General features: G+C 61.4%; 17 protein-coding genes. 2 read left to right on the forward strand and 15 right to left on the reverse strand.

Features of this window, described 5'->3' with window-relative positions:
* Nucleotides 1–152: 152 nt before the first annotated feature.
* The 3 genes from ADN01_RS11950 to ADN01_RS11960 all read right to left on the reverse strand — a co-directional run bounded on the left by ADN01_RS11950 (nucleotide 153) and on the right by ADN01_RS11960 (nucleotide 6,181).
* A complete protein-coding gene (locus ADN01_RS11950; RefSeq protein ID WP_062416763.1) occupies nucleotides 153–3,044 on the reverse strand; it encodes a cation-translocating P-type ATPase in 2,892 nt (963 codons plus the stop codon).
* A gap of 61 nt (nucleotides 3,045–3,105) precedes the next feature.
* The gene (locus tag ADN01_RS11955) at nucleotides 3,106–4,371 is read right to left on the reverse strand and encodes a glucose-1-phosphate adenylyltransferase (protein WP_062416762.1); all 1,266 of its coding nucleotides are present in this window, start codon (nucleotides 4,369–4,371) and stop codon (nucleotides 3,106–3,108) included.
* A 277-nt stretch (nucleotides 4,372–4,648) separates the two neighbouring features.
* The gene (locus ADN01_RS11960; RefSeq protein ID WP_062416761.1) at nucleotides 4,649–6,181 is read right to left on the reverse strand and encodes a DUF6938 domain-containing protein; all 1,533 of its coding nucleotides are present in this window, start codon (nucleotides 6,179–6,181) and stop codon (nucleotides 4,649–4,651) included.
* 444 nt (nucleotides 6,182–6,625) lie between these two features.
* On the opposite strand from ADN01_RS11960, the gene ADN01_RS11965 reads away from it, so the two are divergent.
* Together ADN01_RS11965 and ADN01_RS11970 are read left to right on the forward strand one after the other, a co-directional pair.
* Nucleotides 6,626–9,664 carry a response regulator gene (locus tag ADN01_RS11965; protein ID WP_062416760.1) on the forward strand — a complete coding sequence of 1,013 codons (3,039 nt, stop codon included), beginning with the start codon at nucleotides 6,626–6,628 and terminating at the stop codon, nucleotides 9,662–9,664.
* 9 nt (nucleotides 9,665–9,673) lie between these two features.
* Nucleotides 9,674–10,900 (forward strand): response regulator, encoded by a 1,227-nt coding sequence (locus ADN01_RS11970; protein WP_062416759.1) that lies wholly within the window; start codon nucleotides 9,674–9,676, stop codon nucleotides 10,898–10,900.
* Here the strand turns inward: ADN01_RS11970 and ADN01_RS11975 are convergent.
* The 12 genes from ADN01_RS11975 to ADN01_RS12030 form a co-directional block, all read right to left on the reverse strand.
* A complete protein-coding gene (locus ADN01_RS11975) occupies nucleotides 10,897–13,191 on the reverse strand; it encodes a ComEC/Rec2 family competence protein (RefSeq protein ID WP_062416758.1) in 2,295 nt (764 codons plus the stop codon). The genes ADN01_RS11970 and ADN01_RS11975 overlap by 4 nt on opposite strands.
* A 12-nt stretch (nucleotides 13,192–13,203) precedes the next feature.
* On the reverse strand, nucleotides 13,204–13,818 hold the full coding sequence (locus ADN01_RS11980) for a methyltransferase family protein (RefSeq protein WP_062416757.1): 615 nt from the start codon (nucleotides 13,816–13,818) through the stop codon (nucleotides 13,204–13,206).
* A gap of 130 nt (nucleotides 13,819–13,948) precedes the next feature.
* Nucleotides 13,949–14,620, reverse strand: coding sequence for a lysophospholipid acyltransferase family protein (locus tag ADN01_RS11985; protein ID WP_062416756.1), 672 nt, complete (start codon nucleotides 14,618–14,620; stop codon nucleotides 13,949–13,951).
* A 42-nt stretch (nucleotides 14,621–14,662) separates the two neighbouring features.
* Nucleotides 14,663–15,331: a DedA family protein gene (locus ADN01_RS11990; RefSeq protein WP_062416782.1), complete on the reverse strand. Its 669-nt coding sequence runs from the start codon at nucleotides 15,329–15,331 to the stop codon at nucleotides 14,663–14,665.
* A 52-nt stretch (nucleotides 15,332–15,383) separates the two neighbouring features.
* Nucleotides 15,384–16,643 (reverse strand): PrsW family glutamic-type intramembrane protease, encoded by a 1,260-nt coding sequence (locus ADN01_RS11995; protein ID WP_062416755.1) that lies wholly within the window; start codon nucleotides 16,641–16,643, stop codon nucleotides 15,384–15,386.
* 8 nt (nucleotides 16,644–16,651) lie between these two features.
* Nucleotides 16,652–17,929 carry a peptidylprolyl isomerase gene (locus ADN01_RS20110; RefSeq protein ID WP_082389727.1) on the reverse strand — a complete coding sequence of 426 codons (1,278 nt, stop codon included), beginning with the start codon at nucleotides 17,927–17,929 and terminating at the stop codon, nucleotides 16,652–16,654.
* 32 nt (nucleotides 17,930–17,961) lie between these two features.
* Nucleotides 17,962–18,588 (reverse strand): dTMP kinase, encoded by a 627-nt coding sequence (tmk, locus tag ADN01_RS12005; protein WP_062416754.1) that lies wholly within the window; start codon nucleotides 18,586–18,588, stop codon nucleotides 17,962–17,964.
* 27 nt (nucleotides 18,589–18,615) lie between these two features.
* On the reverse strand, nucleotides 18,616–20,235 hold the full coding sequence (locus ADN01_RS12010) for a R3H domain-containing nucleic acid-binding protein (RefSeq protein ID WP_062416753.1): 1,620 nt from the start codon (nucleotides 20,233–20,235) through the stop codon (nucleotides 18,616–18,618).
* On the reverse strand, nucleotides 20,217–21,134 hold the full coding sequence (locus ADN01_RS12015; protein WP_147238946.1) for a hypothetical protein: 918 nt from the start codon (nucleotides 21,132–21,134) through the stop codon (nucleotides 20,217–20,219). The genes ADN01_RS12010 and ADN01_RS12015 overlap by 19 nt, the downstream gene beginning before the upstream one ends.
* Nucleotides 21,135–21,217: 83 nt before the next feature.
* Nucleotides 21,218–21,802, reverse strand: a complete 585-nt coding sequence (pdxT, locus tag ADN01_RS12020) for a pyridoxal 5'-phosphate synthase glutaminase subunit PdxT (RefSeq protein ID WP_062416751.1) — start codon at nucleotides 21,800–21,802, stop codon at nucleotides 21,218–21,220.
* A gap of 4 nt (nucleotides 21,803–21,806) precedes the next feature.
* Nucleotides 21,807–22,694 carry a pyridoxal 5'-phosphate synthase lyase subunit PdxS gene (gene pdxS, locus ADN01_RS12025; RefSeq protein ID WP_062416750.1) on the reverse strand — a complete coding sequence of 296 codons (888 nt, stop codon included), beginning with the start codon at nucleotides 22,692–22,694 and terminating at the stop codon, nucleotides 21,807–21,809.
* Nucleotides 22,695–22,894: 200 nt separating this feature from the next.
* Nucleotides 22,895–23,350, reverse strand: coding sequence for an SdrD B-like domain-containing protein (locus ADN01_RS12030; protein WP_075071166.1), 456 nt, complete (start codon nucleotides 23,348–23,350; stop codon nucleotides 22,895–22,897).
* Nucleotides 23,351–23,431: the final 81 nt, after the last annotated feature.

A 23,431-nucleotide genomic window follows, 5' to 3' on the forward strand; every position in this document is an offset into this window, starting at 1 on the left:
TTGCCCATAATCTGAGAAAATTGGCCGCCTGAAAGGGCGGCTTTTTTTGTTTCTCAAGCCAAAATGACTTTTTTGCCCCCTTTTTAACCATATTGGGGCTGCCTGGATCTTCTTTCCAGACAGCCCCGCTGTTATTGGGTGAAAACGGCGGGTTACACCGTGTGAAGATGTTTACGGTCGTTGGCGCGCAGGAAGAACTTGGTGATCTCTTCGGCGATGGCCGGCAGGATGCCCAGCCCTAACACCAAACCCCATTCCGCCGCAGACATCGAATGGGTGTTGAAGATGGGCTGCAGGAAGGGCACCGTGGTGACCAGGAGCAGCAGCACAATCGAGAGACCCACGGCGTACTGCATCCATTTGTTGGAAAACACACCGATGGTGAAGAGCGAAGCGCGTTCCGAGCGGACGGTGTAGGCGCGGAACAACTCGCACATTGACAGGGTGACGAAGGCCATCGTCTCGGCGGTCTGATAATCAATGCTCTTCCAGTCAAAGCTGAACAGGAAGCGCCAGAAGGAATCGCCGGTATCCAGGCCAGCCGCCTGGGCCGACCAGTATAACCCCACACCAAACGCGGTTAAGACCGCGCCGGTTTGGGCGATGGTCTGCACCAGGATGCCGAGCTGCATGGAACCATTGATGATCGATTCCTTCTTGGGGCGCGGAGGGCGCTGCATCACGTCCGGATCGCCCTTTTCCATGGCCAGGGCCAGGGCCGGGGCGCCGTCGGTGAGCAGGTTGAGCATCAGCAGCTGAATGGCTGTCAGGGGGGTGGGCAGGCCCGCCAGGGTCGAGAGGAAGATGATCATGATCTCGGCCACATTGGACGACAGCAGGAAGAACACGAACTTGCGGATATTGTTGTAGATAATGCGGCCTTGCTCGATGGCCGAAACGATGCTGGCGTAGTTGTCATCGGTCAGCACCATATCGGCGGTCTCTTTGGCCACATCCGTGCCGGTGATGCCCATCGCCACGCCGATATCCGCGAGCTTAATGGCCGGGGCGTCGTTCACGCCGTCGCCGGTCATGGCCACGATCTCATCGTTAGCGCGCAGCGCGTCCACAATGCGCATCTTGTGTTCCGGCGAAACGCGGGCGAAGGCGTCCGTCACTTTGACTTCCTGCCGCAGGCGTTCGTCATCCATCTCATTGAGCTGTGCGCCAGTCAGCACCTGATGGCCGGGGCGCAGCAGGCCGATGTCTTCGGCGACGGCGCGGGCGGTGTTGGGATAGTCGCCGGTGATCATGATGGTGCGAATACCGGCAGTGCGGGCTTTGGTCAGCGCGGGTTTCACTTCCACGCGCGCCGGGTCAATCATGCCCACCAGACCCACAAACACCAGGTCTTTTTCCAGGGCGTTGCTCTCCACTTCTGAAGGTATCACCGGAACCAACCGGTAGGCCAGACCCAAAACGCGCAGCGCGTCTTTGGTCATGAGGTCATTGGCGGCCAGCACCTTCCGCCGCTGGGCGTCATCCAGAGGGACAATCTGGTTCGCGCCGGTTTCCATCTGCGTGCACAGGTTCAAAACCACATCCGGCGCACCCTTGACCGCGATGGCGTACCAGGTGCGGTGTTGGTTGTCTGAAAGGACGATGTTATCCTCAGGCAGGGGGCGCTCGACGGCATGGATGGTGACCATGCGCTTGCGCACCGAATCAAAGGGGATTTCATTCTGGCGGGGGTAACTGTTGCGCAGATCCGCTGAGTAATAGCCCGCTTTGGCGGCGGCCACCAGGATACTGCCTTCGGTGGGGTCGCCCACCATGCGGTAGGTGGTGCTGCCGTTTTGCTCCAGAACTTCCAGCTCGGCGTCGTTGTTCAGCGCACCCACCCACAGCGTGTCCAGCAGGGCGGGGTAATCCTTGGCCGACACGGGTTTACCGTCCAGGCGGATTTCGCCTTTGGTGGAATAGCCGCTGCCGGTCACTTCGAAAATCTTATCTTCCGCCCAAATACGCGTGACGGTCATTTCGTTTTGGGTCAGCGTGCCGGTTTTATCCGAGCAGATGACCGTGGCCGAACCCAGGGTTTCCACCGAAGCCAGCTTGCGGATGAGCGCATGGCGGCGCACCATCTCGCGCATGCCCAACGCCAGGCTGATAGTCACCACGGCGGGCAGGCCTTCGGGAACCGCGGCGATGGCCAGGCTGACGGCGATCATGAACATTTCGGTGATGGCCGCGAAGGAAAAATCGGTGCGAATCAGACCGACGATGAACACCAAACCGCAGATGGCCAGAGACCCCCAGCCCAGAACCTTGCCCAGATCATCCAGACGGCGCTGCAAGGGGGTTTCTTCTTCTTCCACACTTTGCAGCATGTCGGCGATCAAGCCCAGTTGGGTGCGCATGCCGGTGGAGACCACCACGCCGCGCCCGCGGCCGTAGTTGACTGTGGTGCCCATGAAAGCGGTGTTCTTGCGGTCGCCCAGAGGGATGTCCTTATCCAGCACGGCAGCGGCGTTCTTCTGCACCGGAACGGATTCACCGGTGAGGGCGGCTTCTTCCACGCGCAAATTGACCGCTTCCAGCAGGCGCAGGTCGGCGGGGATGAAATTACCCGCTTCCAGGAATACAATATCTCCCGGAACCAGCTGGGGCGCCGGCACGCTGACGCGGTGGCCGTCGCGCAGCACCTGTGCATCGGGGGCGGCCAGCTTTTTCAGCGCAGCCAAAGCCTCTTCGGCGCGGCTTTCCTGCACCACGCCCAGCACGGCGTTGAGCACCACAATAGACATAATGGCGATGGCTTCCACGTAATCTCCGAGGATGGCGGAGATGACGGCGGCCACAATTAAAAGAATGACGAGGAAATTATTCAGTTGGTCAATGACCATCTTCAAGAAGGTCGGGCGAGGTTTTTCTTGAAGCTGGTTGGGGCCGAACTTTTCCAACCGGCGGGCGGCTTCTTCGCTGGTCAACCCGCTGTGTATCTCCGTCTCCAGGCTGGATAGGACCTCATCGGCGCTGATGTCGTGCCAGCTAATGGAGATATCTTGCGTCTTTGCCTTGTCGGCTTTCGGATCCAATGTCATACCTTCTCCTTAACAAAATAGTCTCTGGGCGCGATTCATCCGCTGCCCAGAGACTTTAGGATCAACCAATTTCCCCGGGGGCAATATGCGTTCCGGCGGGGATCACCGCGTTTTTGCGGATGACGACGATGCCGTCGCGCACCACCCAGCCGTCCCCATCCACATCCACCCCGGGCTGGAAGGGCTTGATGATCACGTGGCTGCCGATGCGCGCGTTCTTATCCACAATGGCGCCCTCGATCCAACTGTTATGGCCGATGCCGATGGGGATATCCACGCCGGCGGGCATACGGTCTTCGTAGTAGTCCGCGCCCATCATCACCGTGTCAATCAGGGTCACATTGGAAAAAATCTGACTGCGCAGGCCGATGATGGAGCGGCGCACCACAGAATCTTTGATGTAGCCGCCTTCGGCCAGGAGCACATTTTCCAACTGGCTGTTCTGCACCTTGGTGCCCGGCAAAAAGCGCGGGTGGGTGTAGATGGGTTTCTTGGGGTCATAGAAGTTAAACGGCGGGCTGGGCTGGGTGAGCATCAGGTTGGCATCGTAAAACGAGCGCATGGTCCCAATGTCTTCCCAAAAGCCGTCGTAATCAAAACCGTAAACTTCTTTGTTTTGAATAGCGCTGGGGATGATGTGTTGGCCAAAATCCTCCAGGCTGGGATCATTGAGCATCTCCAGGAGGACATCCGTGCGGAACATGTAAATACCCATCGAACCCAGGTAGGGGCGCTCGGGGTCGTCGCGGCTGACCATCTCTTGCAGCAGGGCGGGGTCTTTGGGCTTTTCGGCGAAGTTCAGAATGCGCCCGTCTTCGCCGCGCTTCAGCAGGCCAAAGCGCCCGGCTTCGGTTTTCGGAACCGGCTGGACGGCCACGGTGATATCGGCGCGGTTTTCCCAATGGAACTGGGCCATGGCGGCGTAATCCATGCGGTACAGGTGGTCGCCCGCCAGGATGAGGATGTCTTTGGCACGGGTGGATTGAATTTCAAAGCGCTGTTTGCGCACAGCGTCCGCGGTGCCCTGATACCAATCGGTGGATTCCACCGTCTGCTCCGCGGCCCAAATCTGCACCCAGCCCTGATGGAAGCTGTCGAACTGGTAGGTGTTGGCGATGTGGCGGTGGAGGGATACCGAGTTAAACTGGGTCAAAACCGCCACGCGGTACAGCCCCGAATTGATGCAGTTGCTGATGGGCACATCAATCAGACGGTATTTCCCGGCGATGGGAACGGCTGGTTTCGAGCGTTCCGCCGTCAGCGGGTACAGGCGGCTGCCGCGGCCTCCGCCCAGAATCACTGCAAGCACTTCATTTAGGGATGGCATAGTTCGTCTCCTCTTCAGGGTAGGGGTAAGACTGACACCATGAACACCAACGATTCTGGGCTTGAATGATCTTCAAAGTTCATCTTTCAGCATACTCCGGAGTGCACGACAAACAAAGTGAAGATATTCACCCAGTCGGGGGTGAGAAACTCCTACATTTAAGCATAGCAGTAAACTCGTAAACGTCCAGTTCGCAGAGGCGGCAAAAACGGCTTAAAAAGCGAACCCCAGCCGTTTGAGCCGGGGTTCATCTGTGGTTGATTCTTCGTGGGCGGGCTTAGGCGCGCGGCTTGCGCTCAAATTTCTTGCCGGTGGCCAGTTCCACCGATTTATACCCGCCGTCGTACACGCCAATGCTCTTGTTCTTCACGATGCAGTCGCAGAACATCTCCAGTAGGTCGTTGTGGTGAGTCAGCATGTCAATGGCCTGCAGGGTCTGGGGGATCGAGCGGGCTTCCACCGTGCCGTCGCCCAATTCTGCCCCGCGGATGGCTCCCCACATCTCATGCCCGCCCACGCGCTCGTTGAAAATCTTGGGCACGGGGTAAAAGGCCAGTTCGCTGGGTTTGGTGATCATCACGTCCACCACGCGCATCATGTAATTGGTGGCATACACAGCGTGGAAGGTGTTGTCAAACAAGAACACATGCAGCCCGCTGGCGGGCTCGGTGCGGATCTGGTCGGCGTAAGCCTGAGTGTCTTCCCAGGTGAAATGGGTGTGAAGCATGTCTTTTTTGTCGGCCAGCTCGGCTTGCAGCCAGTCCCAATTGGACTTGTGGTCGCCCAGGTTGACAAACAGGGCAATTTTTCCGGCCTGAATGAGAGGCAGGCAGTGTTCAATGATGGCTTTAAACAGCTCGCGCTGCGCCCCAGCGCCGCCCATGGTCAGCAAAAAGCGGCGCGGCTGGTTGTCGTTCATACGCTGCAGGCGCGCGGCGCAGTCTTCTTCGATATTTTCCACCAGTTCATGATCCACATGGTGGCCGGTGTAATACAGGGCGTCTTCGGGGACGGGGTTCAAAATACGGTTTTTGTCGTCGAAACCGCGCATGGTGCGGAAGCCGTAATAGCCCGACGGCGACTGGACGGCGTGCTTGGCGCCTTCGGTCAGTTGGAACGCCATCGGCCAGTTGTCAAACATCATATCCACCACATTGGTCATGCCGCCCGCCACCGCGCCCATGCAGTTCCACATGTGAGCGGTCAGGATGGGCATATCCGAGGGCAGAGCCTGATGCAGATTGCGGAACAGCTCGCTCATCTTGTAATCTTTAACGTTGGTTTTCAAGAAGCGCCACGGCCAGCCCACAATCCAGTTGTTGAGGAAGGCGTTCAGCCCCGGCAGGGTCGGCTCACCTGTGGTGACCGATTCCCACACGTACTTATTAAACAAGGCGCTTTTCTGCGACCAACGGGAAAAACGCGAGTAGTTGTCGTTGCACCAGCCGATCACATCTGTGGTGATGCCGGGGATGGCCAGCAAGTCCAGCCAGTAGGGCTGAAAACCCATCGCCCGCGCGCAGGACACGCCCGCCATAGCGATGCGGAAATGGCCGAAACCCATACGCAGCGTCGAGCAAATCACCGCGTTCTCGCGCACGATGGGCGCACCGTGATCCCCGCGCACGATGTTTTTGAGGCCGAAAATCGGCCCCAGGTAGGGATTTTCCTCTAAAGAGAGGGTATATTTCTCGTTGGGGTCGTAATGGAACTTCTTGATAAACATGTTCTGCCATTTGATCGTTTTTTGAGATTGCCTCGCGTCGAGAGCATTCCCATAAACCACAAAACGGCCGTTTTCTATTTTCATTGCGTCCACTCCTCAAAAAACAATATGTGCACAAAGGCCAAGCAGGTTTTCAGAACCTGTTTATTGCTGCTGTTTTTGCCTTGCGGCTCCCCATCACCGACCTGGCTCGTGTGAATTTATGTGAATAAAGCAGGGAAAAGCTTTACCCGGCAGCCCAGGGGTCGGTTCACTCCAAAAATGTTAAAGACGGGCCGGGGGAGACATCCGCCGCCGCGCTGGCACGATTGGGGTCTATTATAATCTGTGTCTGGCTTTTCTCCCACCATTTGTGCGCAGCAATTGCCGCCAGCCTATAGGCTGTCTGATTAATCATTTTTCCACATCGGCTGTATAATACTACCAAGCAGCCAAACCTTGCGCACATTTGCTGGGCCTCCCAGCAGGGGGTCAGGGTGCTGCGGCGCCCTCCCAACTGAATCCGCCGTTTTTCCAAGGGTATCCTCCATGAACAGCCAGGCTTCGACCGGTTTCAATTATGCAGGGCGGTACGGTCTTTATGGGTTCCTCAGCGGGCTCATTTTTCCGGCGGCGGGGCTGCTTGCGGATGCGTGGTCGCGGGGGCTGCCGCTTTTTTCGGGGAGCACATTGCGCACCCTGCTGGCAACCCAACCCATCCATTGGATCAGTCTGAGCATTCCCCTGTGGTTTGCGGTCATCGCCTATGCGATGGGCCGCCGCCTGGACGAGGTTTTGGATATTTCTCAGCGCCAGGAACGGCAGATTCTGGATCACACCGCCGACCTGCTGCGCGCCAACAACGACCTTCAGCAAGAAAACGAGCGCGCCCTGCGCCTGGAAGAGATTTTGACCCGCGGCAAGCAGGAATGGGAAGCCATCTTCGACGCCGTGCAGGATTCCATTGTGGTGGCCAACCGCGAGGGGCAAATCGTGCGCTGCAACAAAAGCGCGGTGGATTGGCTGGAAACCAGTTTTGACCGCCTGATCCGCACCCAGGTACAGACAGCCCTGTTCGGCCCGGCCAACACCGCCCCCGCGTTGGACCACCTGGGTGGGGAGATGCAGTTCCCCAACCGTCCCGGCTGGTTTGAGGTCACCAGTTACCCGCTGGTGCTGCAAGGCGAACCTTCCGGCCGGATTTTGATCATCCGCGACATCACCGCCCGGCGCGAGGCCGAAGCCACCATCCGCCGCCAAAAACAGTATCTGGAAACCCTGGTGAATATCAGCCCGGCGGCCATCGTCACGCTGGACCTGGAAAAGCACATCCTGTCGGTCAACCCCCAGTTTGAAAAACTGTTTGGCTTTTCGCACAGCGAGGTGATGGGCGCCGACCTGGATTCGCTGCTTTCTTCCGGCAGCGCCTATGTGGAAGCGGCCTCCTACACCCAGAAGGTGTTGGACGGCGAGATGATTCAGGTCACCGGACAGCGGCGGCGGCGCGATGGAACCCTGGTGGATGTGGAAGTCTCGGGCGTGCCCCTGGTGGTGGAAGGCCAGGCCATCGGCGTGCTGGGCCTGTATCACGATATCACCGAGTTGGTGGCAGCGCGCCGCCGGGCCGAGATGGCCGATCAGGCCAAGAGCGATTTCCTGGCCAACATGAGCCATGAAATCCGCACGCCCATGACCGGCCTGTTGGGTATGATCAACCTGACCTTGAATTCCGAGCTGAACGCCGAGCAAACCGATTACCTGCTGGCCGCCCGCGAAAGCGCCGAAACCCTCCTGACCATCCTCAACGATGTGCTGGACCTGTCGAAGATCGAGGCCGGGCAGCTGACCCTGGAAGATGTGGAATTTGACCTGGAACGGGTGGTGGAGGGGGTGGCGCAGTCCCTGGGGATGCGCGCCGATTCCAAGGGGGTCGAAATGGCCACCCTGGTGGCCCCCGAACTGCCCGCAGTGATGATTGGCGACCCAGACCGGCTGCGGCAGGTGCTGATTAACCTGGTGGGCAACGCGGTCAAGTTCACCGAAGACGGCTACGTGTTCGTGGAAGCCAACCTGGCGGCGGAGACCGATCAGGATCTGACCGTGCGCTTTGTGGTTTCGGATACGGGCGCGGGCATCCCCCCCGAACGGCTGGAGGCCATTTTTGAGCGCTTTTCTCAGGCCGATACCTCCACCTCCCGCCGCTACGGGGGCACCGGCCTGGGGCTTTCCATCTCCCGTCAATTGGTGGAAAGAATGGGCGGACGGATCAGCGTGGCCAGCGAGCCCGGAAAAGGCAGCACCTTTTGGTTCACGGCTGTCTTTCGCAAAACCAAAACCCCGGCTCCCCTGCCGCACCGCAGTCTGGAAGCCCTCCGAGGGTCGCGCGTATTGGTGGTGGACGACAGTTTGATCAGCCGCATGGTGTTAAGTAAGCATTTACAGCTCCTGGGTCTGCAAACCGCCTGCCTGGAAAACGGCAGCGAGGTGGTGCAAACCCTGTTGGAGGCGCGCGCCAAGGGAGATCCCTTCCGGCTGGTCTTTTTGGATCTGTGGATGCCGGAAATGGACGGGCAGGAGACCCTGCGCGCCGTTCGCGCCCACCCCGATATCAGCGAAACGCCGGTGGTGCTGCTTTCCAGCGTCAGTCAGCGCAGCGACATTCAGCACATCAGCGGGCTGGGCCAGCGCAGTTATTTGATGAAACCCATACGGCGCTCGCAGTTGGTGACGGTGTTGGCGGCGCAGTTTGGCCTGCGCCCCTCCACCGGCTCGCTGCCGCCCCTGCCGATGGCCCCGCTGGATGACGCCGCCGACAAGCCCAAAAGCCTCACCATCCTGCTAGCCGAAGATAATGAGATCAACCGACGGGTGGGCAAAGCCCTGCTGGAAAAAGCCGGGCACAAGGTGGTCGCCGCCGAAAACGGGCGGGTCGCTGTGGAGAAATACCAGCAGGGTCATTTCGATCTGGTGCTGATGGACGTACAGATGCCGGAGATGGACGGGTTCGACGCCACCCAACATATCCGCCACTTCGAAGGCCCCTACCGCCACACCCCTATCATCGCCATGACCGCCTACGCCATGAGCAGCGACCGCGAACGCTGTTTCACCGCGGGCATGGATGACTATCTGGCCAAGCCGCTGGACCCGGCGGAACTGTACTCCGTGCTGCGCCGCTGGGGTCAGCTTCCGGCGCCGGTCGGGGAAGAGACAGCAGGGTCGCCCTCCGCCGCCTTGTCCTACGCCGGCCCAACCGCGCCGGTAGATATCGCCGCCCTGCTGCCGCGCTTTGGCAACGACCGCGGATTCTTCTTAGAGATGTTCCAAACCCTGCTGGACACCCTGCCGGTGAAAATCACCGAGCTGCGCGAGCTGCTGGCGGCGCAGGATGCGCGCGGACTGGCCCTGCAGGCGCATAACCTGAAGGGCGTGGCCTCCAACTTTAACGCCGTGCAGTTGTTGGATCTGGTGCTGCGGCTGGAAGAAAGCTGCAAGCAGGAAGACATCGAAACCGCCAGCGTGCTGGTGGACGAGATCGAAAAGGCCTATAACCGCCTGGAAGCGTTTTTCGTGAGCTTAGAAAAGTAAGGAGCAGGTATGCCGCGCGTATTGGCGATTGATGACGAACCGATTTTTCATAAGATGATTGAGCACGCCCTCAGTCCGCTGGGGTACGAAGTGTACTTCGCCGCAGACGGCTTTCAGGGGCTGAATGCGGTCAACGCCCTCGACCCGGATATGGTCATCACCGATGTGATGATGCCCAACATCACCGGCTACGAACTGACCCGGCGCCTGCGCGAAAACCCGCGCTTTGCCGATATGCCCATCCTGATCCTCACCAGCCGCGACCAGTTGGGCGACAAGCTCAAGGCCTTTGAATCTGGGGCGGACGATTACCTCAGCAAGCCCTTCGCGCCCCCCGAATTGGTGGCGCGCGTGGGGGTGCTGCTGTCGCGCGGCGAAAAAATGCGCAACCTGCGCAGCATGTCCAAAGAAAAGCCGGTGGAAAACGCCACCATCATCGCCGTGCACAGCCTGCGGGGCGGGGTGGGCTGCTCCAGCATGGCGGTCAATTTGGGCGTAGCCCTGCGCGAGCTGTGGCAGCGCCCCACCCTGGTGGTGGACGCCGTGCTGACCGCCGGTCAGATCGCCCTGATGCTCAATGAACCCCTGCGGCGCACCTGGTCGGACCTGAGCGGCAGCAACGTGGCCGACCTGACCGAGGACGTGCTCAAAACCATCACCGGCACCTGGAAAAACGGCCTGCAGTACATCGCCGGGCCCACCACCCCCTCGGACGCCGAAATGGTGGCCCCCGATATGGTACGGGCAGCCATGAATATTCTGCGCAGCATGTACGACTACATCATCATCGACACCCCCCACGATTTCAGTGAAGTGTCCATTCACATGCTGGATTTCGCCAATGTGATCCTGCTGATGATCGCACCGGAAATGGCCTCGGTGCGGGCCGTGGCCGCCTCGATGGATGCCTATCAAAAGCTGGGCTACCCGCCGGAAAAAATCAAGCTGATATTAAACCAGAGCTTTGACGGCGAAGGGCTGAAACAAACTCAAATTGAAAAAGCCCTGGATACCACCATCAAACTGGTGCTGCCTTACGCCCCCAACGATTTCGTGCGCGCCATCAACATGGGCAAGCCCCTGCTGGTGAGCAGCCCCAATACGCCCGTGGCGGCCCTGTTTGAAAACGCCGCCTATACCCTGAGCAAAGACCAGCACAAGAACACGCCGCAAAGCGCGCCTTCGCCCACCCTGCAGGCGGTGCTCAAGCGCCTCAGCGCGCGCAGCGCCAATTAGGGCGCGCGCTCTGACTGCGCCCAGGCCCGCCCGCCCTGCGCGGTGATCTCCACCCAGCCGGAGGTGCGCGTGTTGACCCAGCGGTCTGCCGCCGCGGGTGCCTCCACCGGCGCCAACACCAGGCCCGGCCTCAGCCCCAGCCAGGCTTCCGGCGCGGTTCCCTCCCGCAAATCGGCTTCGCCCAAGATCAAAACCTGCGGCCCGCGGGCACGCGGCGGAATCTGTGCGGGGGAAGCCCCAGACGGCCACAGCACAGTCACCCCATCCTGCTGCATCCACAAAGCCGCGCCCGCGGGCGACAGCGCCACCACCTCCAGGCTGCCGTCCGGCGGCAAGGATAGGCGTTCTCCCACAGCCAGGTCGGTCAGCGGGCAGCGGCGACGCAGCAGCAGTTCGGCCAGGGCCAGCCCGCTGCGCGAATCCACCAGCCCTGGAACCGCCAGGGCCTGCTGTGGAGGAAAACGCTCGGCCAGCACGGTGAGGGCCTGAAGGCTGTCAGCCGAGGGCTGCACGATGAGCAGGGCATCCAGATGGGGATCCAGCGGGGAAAGCGTGCGGCCCAGGCGGTCTCCCGCCAGCAAAGCCGGTGCGCCGTTGATCAAAATGCGGCCGCCTGTGGGGGTTTGCACCAAGGTACCCGGAGTGCTGCCTTCCAGCACCAAAATGCGCAGCCGTCCATCCGGCGCAGCCCAGGCCGCCCGCAGCACCAAGGCCGCGGCCAAAGCCGCCAGCCCCAGGCGCAAAGTCATCGATCGGCGCAGAGGCAGGGCCGCCGGGCGCACCCATACCGCCCCCAGGGTAAAGATAAGTACATACAGCAGCAGCGCCTCCCACCAACCAAACACCCCCACCCCCGCCGAGGCCCAGGGCAGGCGGGCCATGCCCTCCACCACGCGCAGGGTGTAGGCCAGCACCGGCCAGGTCAGCCAGGCCAACAGCCGTCCCAGGGGGGCAAACACCACCCCCGCCAAGACCGCCGTCCCGCCCAAGATCATCACCAGCGGCTGGGGCGGCAGCACCAGGGGGTTGGCCAGCAAAGCTGCCAATGAAAACCGCTGAAAATGCACCAGCACCACCGGCAGGGTGGTCAGCTGAGCCGCCAGGGTGAAGAGGAAATATTCCCCCACCGGCCCCGAAAGCCGCTGCGCCCACCCGGCGGGCAGGCGTTTTTCGCCCCAGGCGGTGAAGCGTTCCTGCAGCGGCTGGGCGTAAAGAATGAGACCCAACGTGGCCGACACGGAGAGCTGAAACCCCGCGTCCCACACAATCCACGGCTGGGCCAGGGCCATGCAGGCGGCGCTGAAAGCCAGGCTGTTGACCCCCGCCGAACGGCGGCCCAGTTCGCGCCCCAGCAGCCACAAACTGCCCATGATGGCCGCGCGCATCACCGAGGCCTGCGCCCCCACCAGGAAGGTGTAGGCAAACACCGCCGCAATGGACGCCAGCACAGCCGGGTAGCGGCGCAAAAAGCGCCGGAACAGGCCAAAAAACAGGCCCGAAAGCAGGGCAATATTAAAGCCGGAAATAGCCACAATGTGCGCTGTGCCGGTGTCGCGAAAGGCGTTCTGCAAATCGGGGGGTAAATCTTTCTCCAGGCCCAAAACCACGCCCGCCAGCAAAGCGGCTTCGGGCTGGGGCAGAGCGCTGTTGATAAATTTATACCCCCGGCGGCGCAGGGCATATAGGCCCGCCAGGAAGGGGCTGCCGCCCCCGCTGCCCAGGCGCTGCGCCTGTGCGTAGCCCATATACCCCGCAACCCCCTGCCGCGAGAGGAATTGGCCGTAATCGGAACCGGCAAAATTGGGGGGCGGCTGCAATCGCCCGGTGAGCAGCACGCGGTCGCCGTAACGCCAGTCCTGCAAAGCCGGCAGCCCCGCCTGCAGCTGGCCCTCCACCGGCTGAAACTCCCCCTCGCCCAAGGCCAGGCGCTGCGCCCGCACCCGCACCCAAACCCGCTCGCCGCCCGCTTCTGGATCGGAAAGGATAACCCCTTCCAATCTCAGCGGGCCGCGGTCCACGTAAGCCCCCAGGTCCCCCGGCCCCGGCGCCGCGGGCAGGCTCAGCGTCAGGCGCGCCGCGCCCAGCACCCCCGCCAAGAGAAGCCAGCCCAACGCCAGGGGAGAGGCCCGCCGCCAGGCGCGCACCCAGACCCTCTGCGCCAGAAGCCGCTCGGCCAGAACCAGGATCAGCGCCCCCAGCGCGCCCGCTCCCCAGGCCCACAGCGGCCAGCCCAGCCCATCCCCCAACAGGATGCCCGCCAGGAAAGCCAGCGAGAGCCACAGCAGCGGCATACGGTTCACGCGTCAGCCCCGCCGCCGCCCCAGGCGCGGAATGAGCATGGGCACGCGCTTTTGATAGGCGGCGTAGGCCTCGCCAAATTCGGCGGCCAGCTTTTTTTCCTCAAACCAGGCCGCGCCCAGGGTCATATAGAGGGTGGCGCCCAGGTTAAAGGCCAGCAAATTGACGGTCAAAATGGGGGTCAGCCACAGAACGATCAGCCCGCAGGTGTAGATGGGGTGGCGCACATAGGCGTACAGCCCGCCGGTGGTCATGCTGTGCGGCTGGGCGGCACGCTGCGGCGAAAACCACTGCTCCAGGCCCAGGAAATTGGCTGCACCGGTCTGCTGCACCGCCAGGGCCATGCCCGCCAGCGCCGCCAACTGCACCGCCCCGGTGAGAATCCACAGCGGGAAGGGCAGGGTATACAGGGGACGGTCAGGCAGCCGCACCAGCAGGAACAGCACCGGCAGGAAGCTGAGCCCGGCAAAAACGTTGAAAAACAGGCGGTAACCGCGCTGGTAGCGGCGCGGGCCGAGCCAGCTTTCCATCCTGCGTTTAAAGCCGTGCGAGGCCAGCAGCGAATGCAGGCCGCCGTAGGCGGCCATCGCCGCCAAAATCCACAGCGCAGATGAGATCATGCCAGCCTCCTCGGGTTGCCGTACGGGTTTGATATACGTGTGCGTTGATTGTATACCGAAAGCCAAAAGGAAAAAACAAAAAACCGCCGGGCGGATGCCTGGCGGTTTTGGGTCTCTCTGTAAAATCGGTTCAGCCCAGGTTCAGTTCCTGGCGCAGTTCGGCAATGCGCGGGTGGCCCGCGTAAAAGCCGTGCATCTCCTCCGGCAGCAGCACCGCAATGCGGCACATGAGTTCATCCGTCAGGCGCTGCATCGAGGCCTCGCGGTCGTCGCGGTCAATGGGCGGCAGTTTGTAGGCCGGGCCAAAGCGCACGATCACCTTGGGGCGGCGCAGGCGTTTGAGTTGGGGCAAAATGTACTGCGAACCGATGACCGCCACCGGCACAATGGGCACATCCCCTTTGGTGGCCAGCAGCAGACTGCCCGATTTGCCTTCCAGCAGGCTGCCGGTGTGGCTGCGGGTGCCTTCGGGGGCAATCCCCAGGGCGCGCCCTTCCTTAAGCACCTTAAAGGCCGCTGCAAAGGCGCTGAAATCGGCTTTGGTACGGTCCAGCCAGATGCCTTCGGCAGTGTTGGTGAACCACTTGATCAGCGGGTAGGCCAGATATTTATCGGTGACCAGCGCGGTGATGTCGGGGCGCACAGCGTTGACGAACAGCAGGGGCGTATCCAGGCGGCTTACGTGATTGGTGGTGATGAGCACCCCGCCCGTGGGGGGCAAGTTTTCGAGGCCCTGATAGTCCACATGCGCCAGGTGCGTGAACAAGAATTTGAGGATCTTGCGCAGGGTTTCACGTTTCATCGTAGGTTACGGGCCTCCCAAAGGGTTGGACTGTGGGGCAGCTTACTCAGCCGCCTGGGCAGCGGCCGCTTTGGCTTCGCGGCGGCCTTTGAAATACTCATACACTGCGGGCAAAACCGAGATGAGGATGATAGCGATCACCACCAGGGAGAAGTTCTCTTCCACAAAAGGCAGGTTGCCAAAGAAGTAGCCGCCGAAGATGAACAGCGCCGTCCAAACGATGCCGCCCACCACGTTGTAGGTGATGAAATAACCGTAGCGCATTTTGCCGATGCCGGCCACAAAGGGGGCAAAGGTGCGGATGATGGGGATGAAGCGCGCCAGGAAGATGGTTTTGCCGCCGTGTTTGTCATAGAACGCCTGGGTGCGGTCCAGATATTCTTTTTTCAGCCAGCGGCTTTCAGTCTTAAACACCTTGGGGCCAATATAGTGGCCGATCCAGTAATTGGCCGTATCGCCCAGAACCGCTGCCACCGCCAGGGCAAAGAAAAGGATCTTCACATCCAGCACATGCGCCGCCGAGGCCGCCAAGGCCCCCGCCGCAAACAGCAGCGAATCGCCCGGCAGGAAGGGGGTCACCACCAAACCAGTCTCAATGAAGATGACCACAAACAGCACAATATAGGTCCAAACGCCCGTGGCTTCCACAATCATGTTCAAGTACTTGTCCATGTGCAGCAGAAAGTCTACGGCCAGTTTGATTAATTCCATAAAATCCATGATTGAAATCACTCCTTATGCAAACAAAATCTCAAGCCCAATTCTACCTGATATTTTCCGTAAAATCGGAAGCGGACGGCGGTGCTGACACCGCGGATTGCGCGCGCAGCTTCTGGTTCATGCCGCCCAAAATGGCAAAGAGCAGCAGCATCAATCCGGCCAACACATAGGGGGCCGCCCGCCCCAGCCACGCCGCCGTGCCAGCAGAAGCCGCCGCCGAAACGGGGTACAGCACGGGCGCAATTCCCATGACCAGCGCCGCCACGTTCCACAGGCTGTGCAGCAGGCTGGCGCAGAAGAAAGCCCCCACCAGGCGCAGATAGCGGCCCTGACCTAAGGCCGAGGCCAACCCCCAACCTACCAGACCGCTGGCGGTCATGTGCAGCAGCCCTGTGCCCGCGCGGGTGGCCACCAGCACCAGCCACAGTTCTTCGGCAGGCGCAGACAGATTGCCCAGGGTTTCCATCAGGGCAAACACCCCGCCGCACAGCAAACCGCCCACAAACCCCTGGGCAGGCGTCATCCGTTTACCAGCCAGAAGCCACAAAGCCGCCGGCTTTAAGATCTCTTCCACCACCGGCACGATACCGGCCATAAAGGCCAGCACCCCGGCGATCAACCCAGGCTGCATCAGCAGCGGGCGCACGCGCTGCAAGAGCATTTCCGGCGCGAGCTGCTGATTCAGGATCTGCTCAGAGAGCGGGGCCAGCTGGCTCATCAGGTCCGGCCGATTCATCAGGAACAGCACCAACAGCACAAAAGCGCCCGCCAACATCACCATTTCCAGGCCGATGATGAGGATGGGCGACAGCGACAGGCCGTAGGCCACCAGCCCCCAGCCCACCGGCGGGCGCAGCTTTTCTAATCCGCGGCTGCCCAAATGAAAGAACCACGCCAGGGGGATGCACACCGCCAGGATTTGCAGGGGGGGCAGCACCAGCCAGGCGGCTTTTTCCAGGCGAAAGGCCAGATGCCCCAGCAGCAGAATCGGCGGCCACAGCGCCCACAACCAGGGCAAAAACCGCTGCACCCCCGGCACACGGGGCAAAACCGGCCCCTCATGCCCAATCAGGCGCAGAAAGGCCCATCCCAGGGGCGGCAGCAGCAGCAAACCAAAGAACAGCGCCGTCGAGGACAGAGTCCACAGGCTAAAGGTCTGCGCACTCAGGCTGCCGTCCATCACCAGCATATACAGGCCGCCCGCCGCAAAAGCCGCTGCCGAGCCCCAGTACACCAAAAGGCCCAGCCCGCTGACGGCCAGCAGGGCAATGGAAGGCAGATGAGTGCCGCGAGAAGCGTTCACAGGTCGGCTTACTGCTCCGTAATCGAGATGGTGAGGATTTTATCCCCTGCGGGAAGCTCACCCCCCGCCGCGGGGTCGCGCGGGGTCAATTTTTCCACCACATCCATGCCCGAAATCACCTTGCCGAAGACGGTGTATTGTCCGTCCAGGGCCGGTTGGGGGGCCATGGTGATGAAGAACTGGCTGCCGTTGGAATCGGGGCCGGCGTTGGCCATGCCCAAAATTCCGGCCGTATCAAAACGCAGCTCCGGGGTAACTTCGTTGCTGAAGGCGTAGCCCGGGCCGCCGTAACCGCTGCCGCTGGGGTCGCCCGCCTGAGCCACAAAACCGGGCATCACGCGGTGCCAGATGATGTCATCAAACCAGCCGTTTTCCGCCAGGAAGACAAAGCTGTTGACGGCGAAGGGTGCCTGTTTGGCGAAAAGCTCCACCACAATGTCGCCCTGGGTGGTCTTGAACGTGGCGGTGTAGGTTTTAGCCGGGTCAATCGCCATTTCGGGACATTCTTTAAACTGACGGTCGCCCAGGCGGATGAGGCGGAGGATGGCTTCCAGGCTGTTGTAATCGCGCGGGCCTTGATAGGGGCGGCCGTTGATGATCAAGAAGGGCGTGCCGGGGATGCCGATTTTCATGGCTTCGTCCAGACCTTGCTGCACAGCCGCCTTGACGGCGTCCGATTCCAGGTCAGCGGCGAACTGATCCACATCCAGCTCCAGCGACTTGGCCTTCTCTTTGGCATATGCGCTGAATTCCTCAGCGCTCAGCGCGCCCCACTCGGCCTGCGCGGCAAACAAGGCATCTTTCATTTCAAAGAACTTACCCTGCACCGCCGCGGCTTCGGCAGCCTGACCCGCCAAAACGGATTTATCGTGGATGGAGAGCGGGAAATGGCGGAAGATCAGGCTGACATCTTCGGGGTAATCCTGGTAGAGCTGAGTCAACACCGGCTCCAACTGGGCGCAGTAGGGGCACTGAAGGTCGGAATATTCCATGAAGGTCACCAGAGCGCTGGCTTCACCCAGGCGGTGATCCTTTTCGGTGATGGCGGGAAACATGGCCTGTTGGGTGGGGTCCAGCTCTGGCAAAACGCTCTGCACCGTGCAGGTGGCGGGGCCGCTGGCGGTGAAGGGCACCAGGGTGGGCTCCCCTTCGACAGGAGCAGGGGTCTCGGTGGGAATCGGCTCTTTGGCAATCGATGCAGCGGGGGTAGCCGCTGCCCCCGAACAGGCGGAGAGAAGTAAAGACAAAACCAACCCGGCAAAAATCACAGCTTTGCGTGTGAACATGTAGAAACCTTTCCACCCATGTGCGGGTGAAGTTAAGAAAGAGCAGGCTCCAAGCGGCGCAAAATCACCTGGCGCAAAGCCTGTTGAACGGCATCCATCGGCTGCGAAGCATCCACCACAACCCAGCGCTCCGGCTGGCTGCGGGCCAAATCCAAATATCCCTGGCGCACGCGCTGGTGAAAACTCAGGGCGTAGTCATCCAGGCGGTTCCATTCTCCCCCGCTGGAACGGCGGCGTTCCAGCCCAGCGGCGGAATCCACATCCAGCAAGAGGGTTAGCTCCGGCCACAGGCCGCCCGTGGCGAAATGCAGCATCTGACGCAGCACCGCCAGGTCGTTGCCGTGGCCGTAGCCCTGGTAGGCCAGGGTAGAATCGGCGTAGCGGTCGCTGATGACCACCTCGCCGCGGGCCAAAGCCGGGCGGATGACCTGATCCACCAGTTGAGCGCGCGCCGCGCAAAACAACAGGGTTTCGGCGCGCGGCGACATGCCCTGATTTTCCATGCGGGTTAACACCTGCCGCACCTGATCGCCGATTGGCGTGCCCCCAGGCTCGCGCGTGGTTAACACCGTGTAGCCGCGGGAGCGGAGAAACTCAGCCAATGCGGGCAGCTGCGACGATTTTCCACTGCCTTCCGGCCCTTCCAGGGTGATGAACATGGGATGCTTGCCTCGTTGACTACGGACTCACTCGCGGAAGATGCGCACGCGGCGGTTCGGTTCTTTGCCGTAAGAATGGGACACCAGGTTGGCGGCGCGGGCCAGCTCATGCTGCATGCGGCGCACCGGGGCAGAAGCCGGGGGCATATCCACCCAGCGCGAGCCGTTCATCACCGCGTCAATGGCGGTTTGGGTTTGGGCGGCCACGTCATCCAGAGAATGCAGCGGGGCTTCGGCGGAAATGTTAAAAATTCCGGCCAGGCTCTGTTCAATCTGGCTGATGGTGTTGGCACGCAGCACGTGAATGGGCATGCCGCGGTTCTCAGCGTCAATCACAGACTGCTCGCGCCCACGGTAATGCGTGCGCAGGGTCATCATCACCTCAGCGTCGGCCATATCGCGCATGATCAGCACCGGCACGCCCAGGCGTTTGGCGGCCTGCAGCAGGCGGTTGCGCGCCACGCCGTAGGGGTACACCCGCACCGGAGTCAGGCGCGAAAGGCCCTGGGCAAAGCTCTGGGTGTCCTCGTCCGCGTCGTTCAGGGCAGAACCCGCCGGTCCGCGGGCAGGCGCGGGGGTAAAGGTGCTGCCGCCGGGGCGGCGCAAACCCGCCGACTGCGGGCGGGCGTTGGCCGTGGGCGCGGGCGGGCGCTGTTTTTCAATGCGGATTTCATCGCTCTCGTCGCGGTAGCGCAGCTCAAATTCCGGCTGAGCGCCCCGCACCAGCGAATCGACCGCCGCGGAGACATCGGGATGCACCGAAAGGTGATCGCGCTTTTGGATCTCAATCAGCACGTCAAAGGTGGGCGGCGAGCGGCGCTCCAGCACGGTCTTCTGTGTGCCGCGGCGGCGGGCCTCTTCATCCGAAAGGGTCACCGATTCAATCCCGCCCACCAGATCGGACAAGGTGGGGTTGATGAGCAGATTTTCCAGGGTGCGGCCGTGGGCAGTGCCAATCAACTGCACACCGCGCTCAGCGATGGTGCGGGCGGCGGCGGCTTCCAATTCGCGGCCAATTTCGTCAATGACAATCACTTCGGGGTTGTGGTTTTCCACCGCCTCAATCATGACCTCATGCTGCAAGGAGGGGGTGGCCACCTGCATGCGGCGGGCGCGGCCCACCGCGGGGTGGGGCACATCCCCATCACCGCCAATTTCATTGGAGGTATCCACGATGATGACGCGCTTGGTCTCGGCCAAAATGCGCGCTGCTTCGCGCAGCATGGTGGTTTTGCCAATGCCGGGCTGGCCCAAAATGAGGATGCTCTTGCCCGACTCGACCAGGTCCTGAATGATCTCGATGGTTCCGTACACCGCCCGCCCCACGCGGCAGGTCATGCCAACCACATGGCCGCGGCGGTTGCGGATGGCGGAGATGCGGTGCAGGGTGCGCTCCAAACCGGCGCGGTTGTCGGCGTCAAATTCGCCAATGCGCGACACGACCCAGTCCAGATCCGCAGGGGTGACTTCCTCTGAGCTGAGCTGCACTTCGCCCTGCACAAAGCGAGCTACGGGGACGCGGCCCAGGTCTAAGACAATTTCCAGTAAATTATCCGAATTGTTGGCCTGCTGCACCGCCCGCGCAACTTCCGGCGGCAGCACATCCAGCAGGGCTTGTAAGTCATCGGTTATGCGTCTCTGTGCCATAAATCTACAGTTTCCATTTTTTCAGACGAAGATCGTCTGGATTGTACTACGATTGGGTGAACAATAGGGGCGGTCGGTTTGGGACGCGCACTTTCCATGCCGGGCAGCAGGCTGCTCTGCGTCACGGGGACGCCCGCGCGCTGCATGTGAGCCAGGTGGCGCACCAAAAGCGCCTGGCGCGGGCCAACCCGCGCACTGAGGTTTTCCAGGTGCGGATCGAGCCAGGATTGGTACGAACGCACCACCAGATAGAGCGAGCGCCCCAACAAAGGCGGCAGGGCCAGGGGCAGCGCCCGCATAAGCGCCTCCACCCGATCGGTGGAGGGGTGAATCAGGGGCTGCAAAACCACGCCGCGCGGCCCAAAAACGGCTTCCATATAGCCCAAAAGCTCCCCATCCTGGCGGTACACCCAGCCAGATTGGCGCATATTGGGCAAGGTTTCGGCGCTCTGCACCAGCGGCGGCGCCAGACATTGGTACAGACTGCGGACGGCAGGTTCATCGGCAGCCCCGGCCGGCCGCCACAGCGCAGGCTGGCCGTCGGGCAGGGTTTCGGGGTTGAGCTGCCAGATGTGCTGCCAGGAATACACCACAAAACCCGCCCGCCGCAGTTTTTCAAACAAAGGGTTGCGCTCTTCCACCTCAGCATGCAGGTTAAACGCCCCCCATTCGCCCGCCTGCTGGGTCAAATAATCCAGCAGGGGCAGCAGCGCCGGAGAATCAGGCTGGTTTCCGGGGACCAGAAACGACAGATGGGCCGAACGCCCTCCCAGGCGGTAGAGCATTTGCCCAATCATGGGAGGGCCTTCGGCCGGGGTGACCACCGCGGTGGAACTGCCGCGCGCGGGGTCGAGACTGCTGAGCAGGGCGGTCAGCCCCACCGGATTGCCAAGCGTCAAGAGCTGCGCGCGATCTAACGACAGTAAATATCGCCGGTTGCGGTAGAGGGTAACCCAATCATGCCAGGCAAAAGAACGAACGTCTATCGTGCCAACTCCAAAAAGTAGCGGTGAAAGCGGCTGTCGGCGGTCAGCTCCGGATGAAACGAGGTCGCCAGCAAACGCCCCTGTTGGGCGGCGACGATGGTTCCATTGGGGAGCTGCGTCAACACGCGCGCCTGACCATACACCGAATCGATCAGCGGGGCGCGGATGAAGACCGCGTGAAAGGGCGCCGCGGCCTCGCTCGCGCCGTTTATGTTCAAATACGGCATGTCCAGATCCACTTCAAAGCTGTCCACCTGGCGGCCAAAGGCGTTGCGCTGCACGCTGATGTCCATCAGCTCCAGCAGCGGCTGGTCGCGGTGGGCGTCGCGCGCCAGGAAGATGGCCCCCGCGCAGGTGCCCCAAATGGCCCGCTGGCGGCCAAATTCGCGCAGCGGTTCCATCAGGCCAAAGGCGGTGGCCAGCTTGCCCATCGTGGTGGATTCCCCGCCGGGGATGATGAGGGCTTGCAGGCCTTCCAGATGCGCCGCCAGGCGCACCTGGGTCACCTGCGCACCCAGGCCCTCTAAAATGGCCTGATGTTCAATGAACGCGCCCTGCAGGGCGAGCACACCCACACGCATAGGCTTACCACCCGCGTCCGGCGATTTTGTCCGCTTCGGGGATGGCCGAAATCTGGCGTCCCACCATCGGCTCGCCCAAGTTGCGGCTGATTTCGGCCAGAATCTTGGGGTCGTTGTAGTGCGTCACGGCTTTGACGATGGCCGCGGCACGCTTGGCGGGGTCACCCGACTTGAAAATGCCGGAGCCGACGAACACGCCGTCCACACCCAACTGCATCATCAAGGCCGCGTCCGCGGGGGTGGCCACACCGCCCGCCGCAAAGTTCACCACAGGCAGCCGGCCCAGGCTGCGGGTTTCCATGAGCACTTCGTAGGGAGCGCCGAGTTGTTTGGCAAAGGCCATCACCTCTTCCTCCGGCATGGCCTGAAGGTGGCGGATCTGACCGAGGACGGTGCGGGCATGGCGCACGGCTTCGACCACGTCGCCGGTGCCGGCCTCGCCCTTGGTGCGGATCATGGCCGCGCCCTCGCCAATGCGGCGGGCAGCCTCGCCCAAATTGCGGCAGCCGCACACAAAAGGCACCTTGAAGGCGTGCTTTAAGATGTGGTTTTCTTCATCGGCCGGGGTCAGAACTTCGGACTCATCAATGTAATCCACGCCGAGGGCTTCCAAAATTTGCGCTTCGACAAAGTGACCGATGCGGCACTTCGCCATGACCGGAATTGAGACCGTTTCGATGATCTTGAGGATCAACTCTGGGTCGCTCATCCGCGCCACCCCACCTGCCGCACGGATATCGGCCGGAACGCGTTCCAGGGCCATCACAGCGCACGCACCCGCGTCTTCCGCGATGCGCGCATGTTCGGCGGTGACCACATCCATGATCACGCCGCCTTTCAGCATCTGTGCAAGGCCTTTCTTAACTGCAAACGTGGCTGTTTCCTGCTCCATTCAGTACAACTCCTCAGATAAGAGAATGAGTCATCGTCCGCGGCCGCAGTGAGGCGCGATGAGAACGATCTTCCATTTGATTCTATCACACCGTAAAAGGGATCCACACATAAGGTTTTACACGGGCCGTGTTCCCTTTGCCGGATAAAAAATGCGCCGCATGGAGCGGCGCAAAGCATTTGCAAGCAGTGGGCAGCGCGTTAAATCCGGCGCAGGCGCAGGACGTAATACACGCCCAGGGCCGCCCCGCCCAGCACCAGCACGCCGCCGATGATGGCCAACAGCGGGGAGCGGCCTTGCGGCTCTTCGGTTTCGGCGGGCAGCACCGCCGAACTGGGCTGCGCGCCAAAATCGAGGGTAGATTGATCCCCCGCGCGCAGATCGAGGGCGTAGTTCATTAACGTGGTGGCGTTATAGCCCTCAGGCGGGGCCACGCTGACGTTGTATTTGCCTTCGGCGATGTCTTCAAAGCACAGCGGATCTTCACCCACCGCGGTCACGCCCTCCAGGTTGGTCTCACCTTCCAGGTCGGTCACGCTGACCGCGCCGCCCGCGATTTGGGCTTCTGCCCCCGTGGGGATGCCGTCGCCGTTGGTATCTTCAAACAGCAGGATACAGTCAATGCGGTGTTTGATCAGTTCTACGCCAACGCCCAACAGTTCTTCCGTGATGGATCTACATAACCTTACGGGCAGATCCCTTATCAAGAATCAACAGCAGGCAGAAATTTCTGCACC

It is taken from the genome of Levilinea saccharolytica (genome assembly GCF_001306035.1).
Lineage (GTDB): Bacteria > Chloroflexota > Anaerolineae > Anaerolineales > Anaerolineaceae > Levilinea > Levilinea saccharolytica.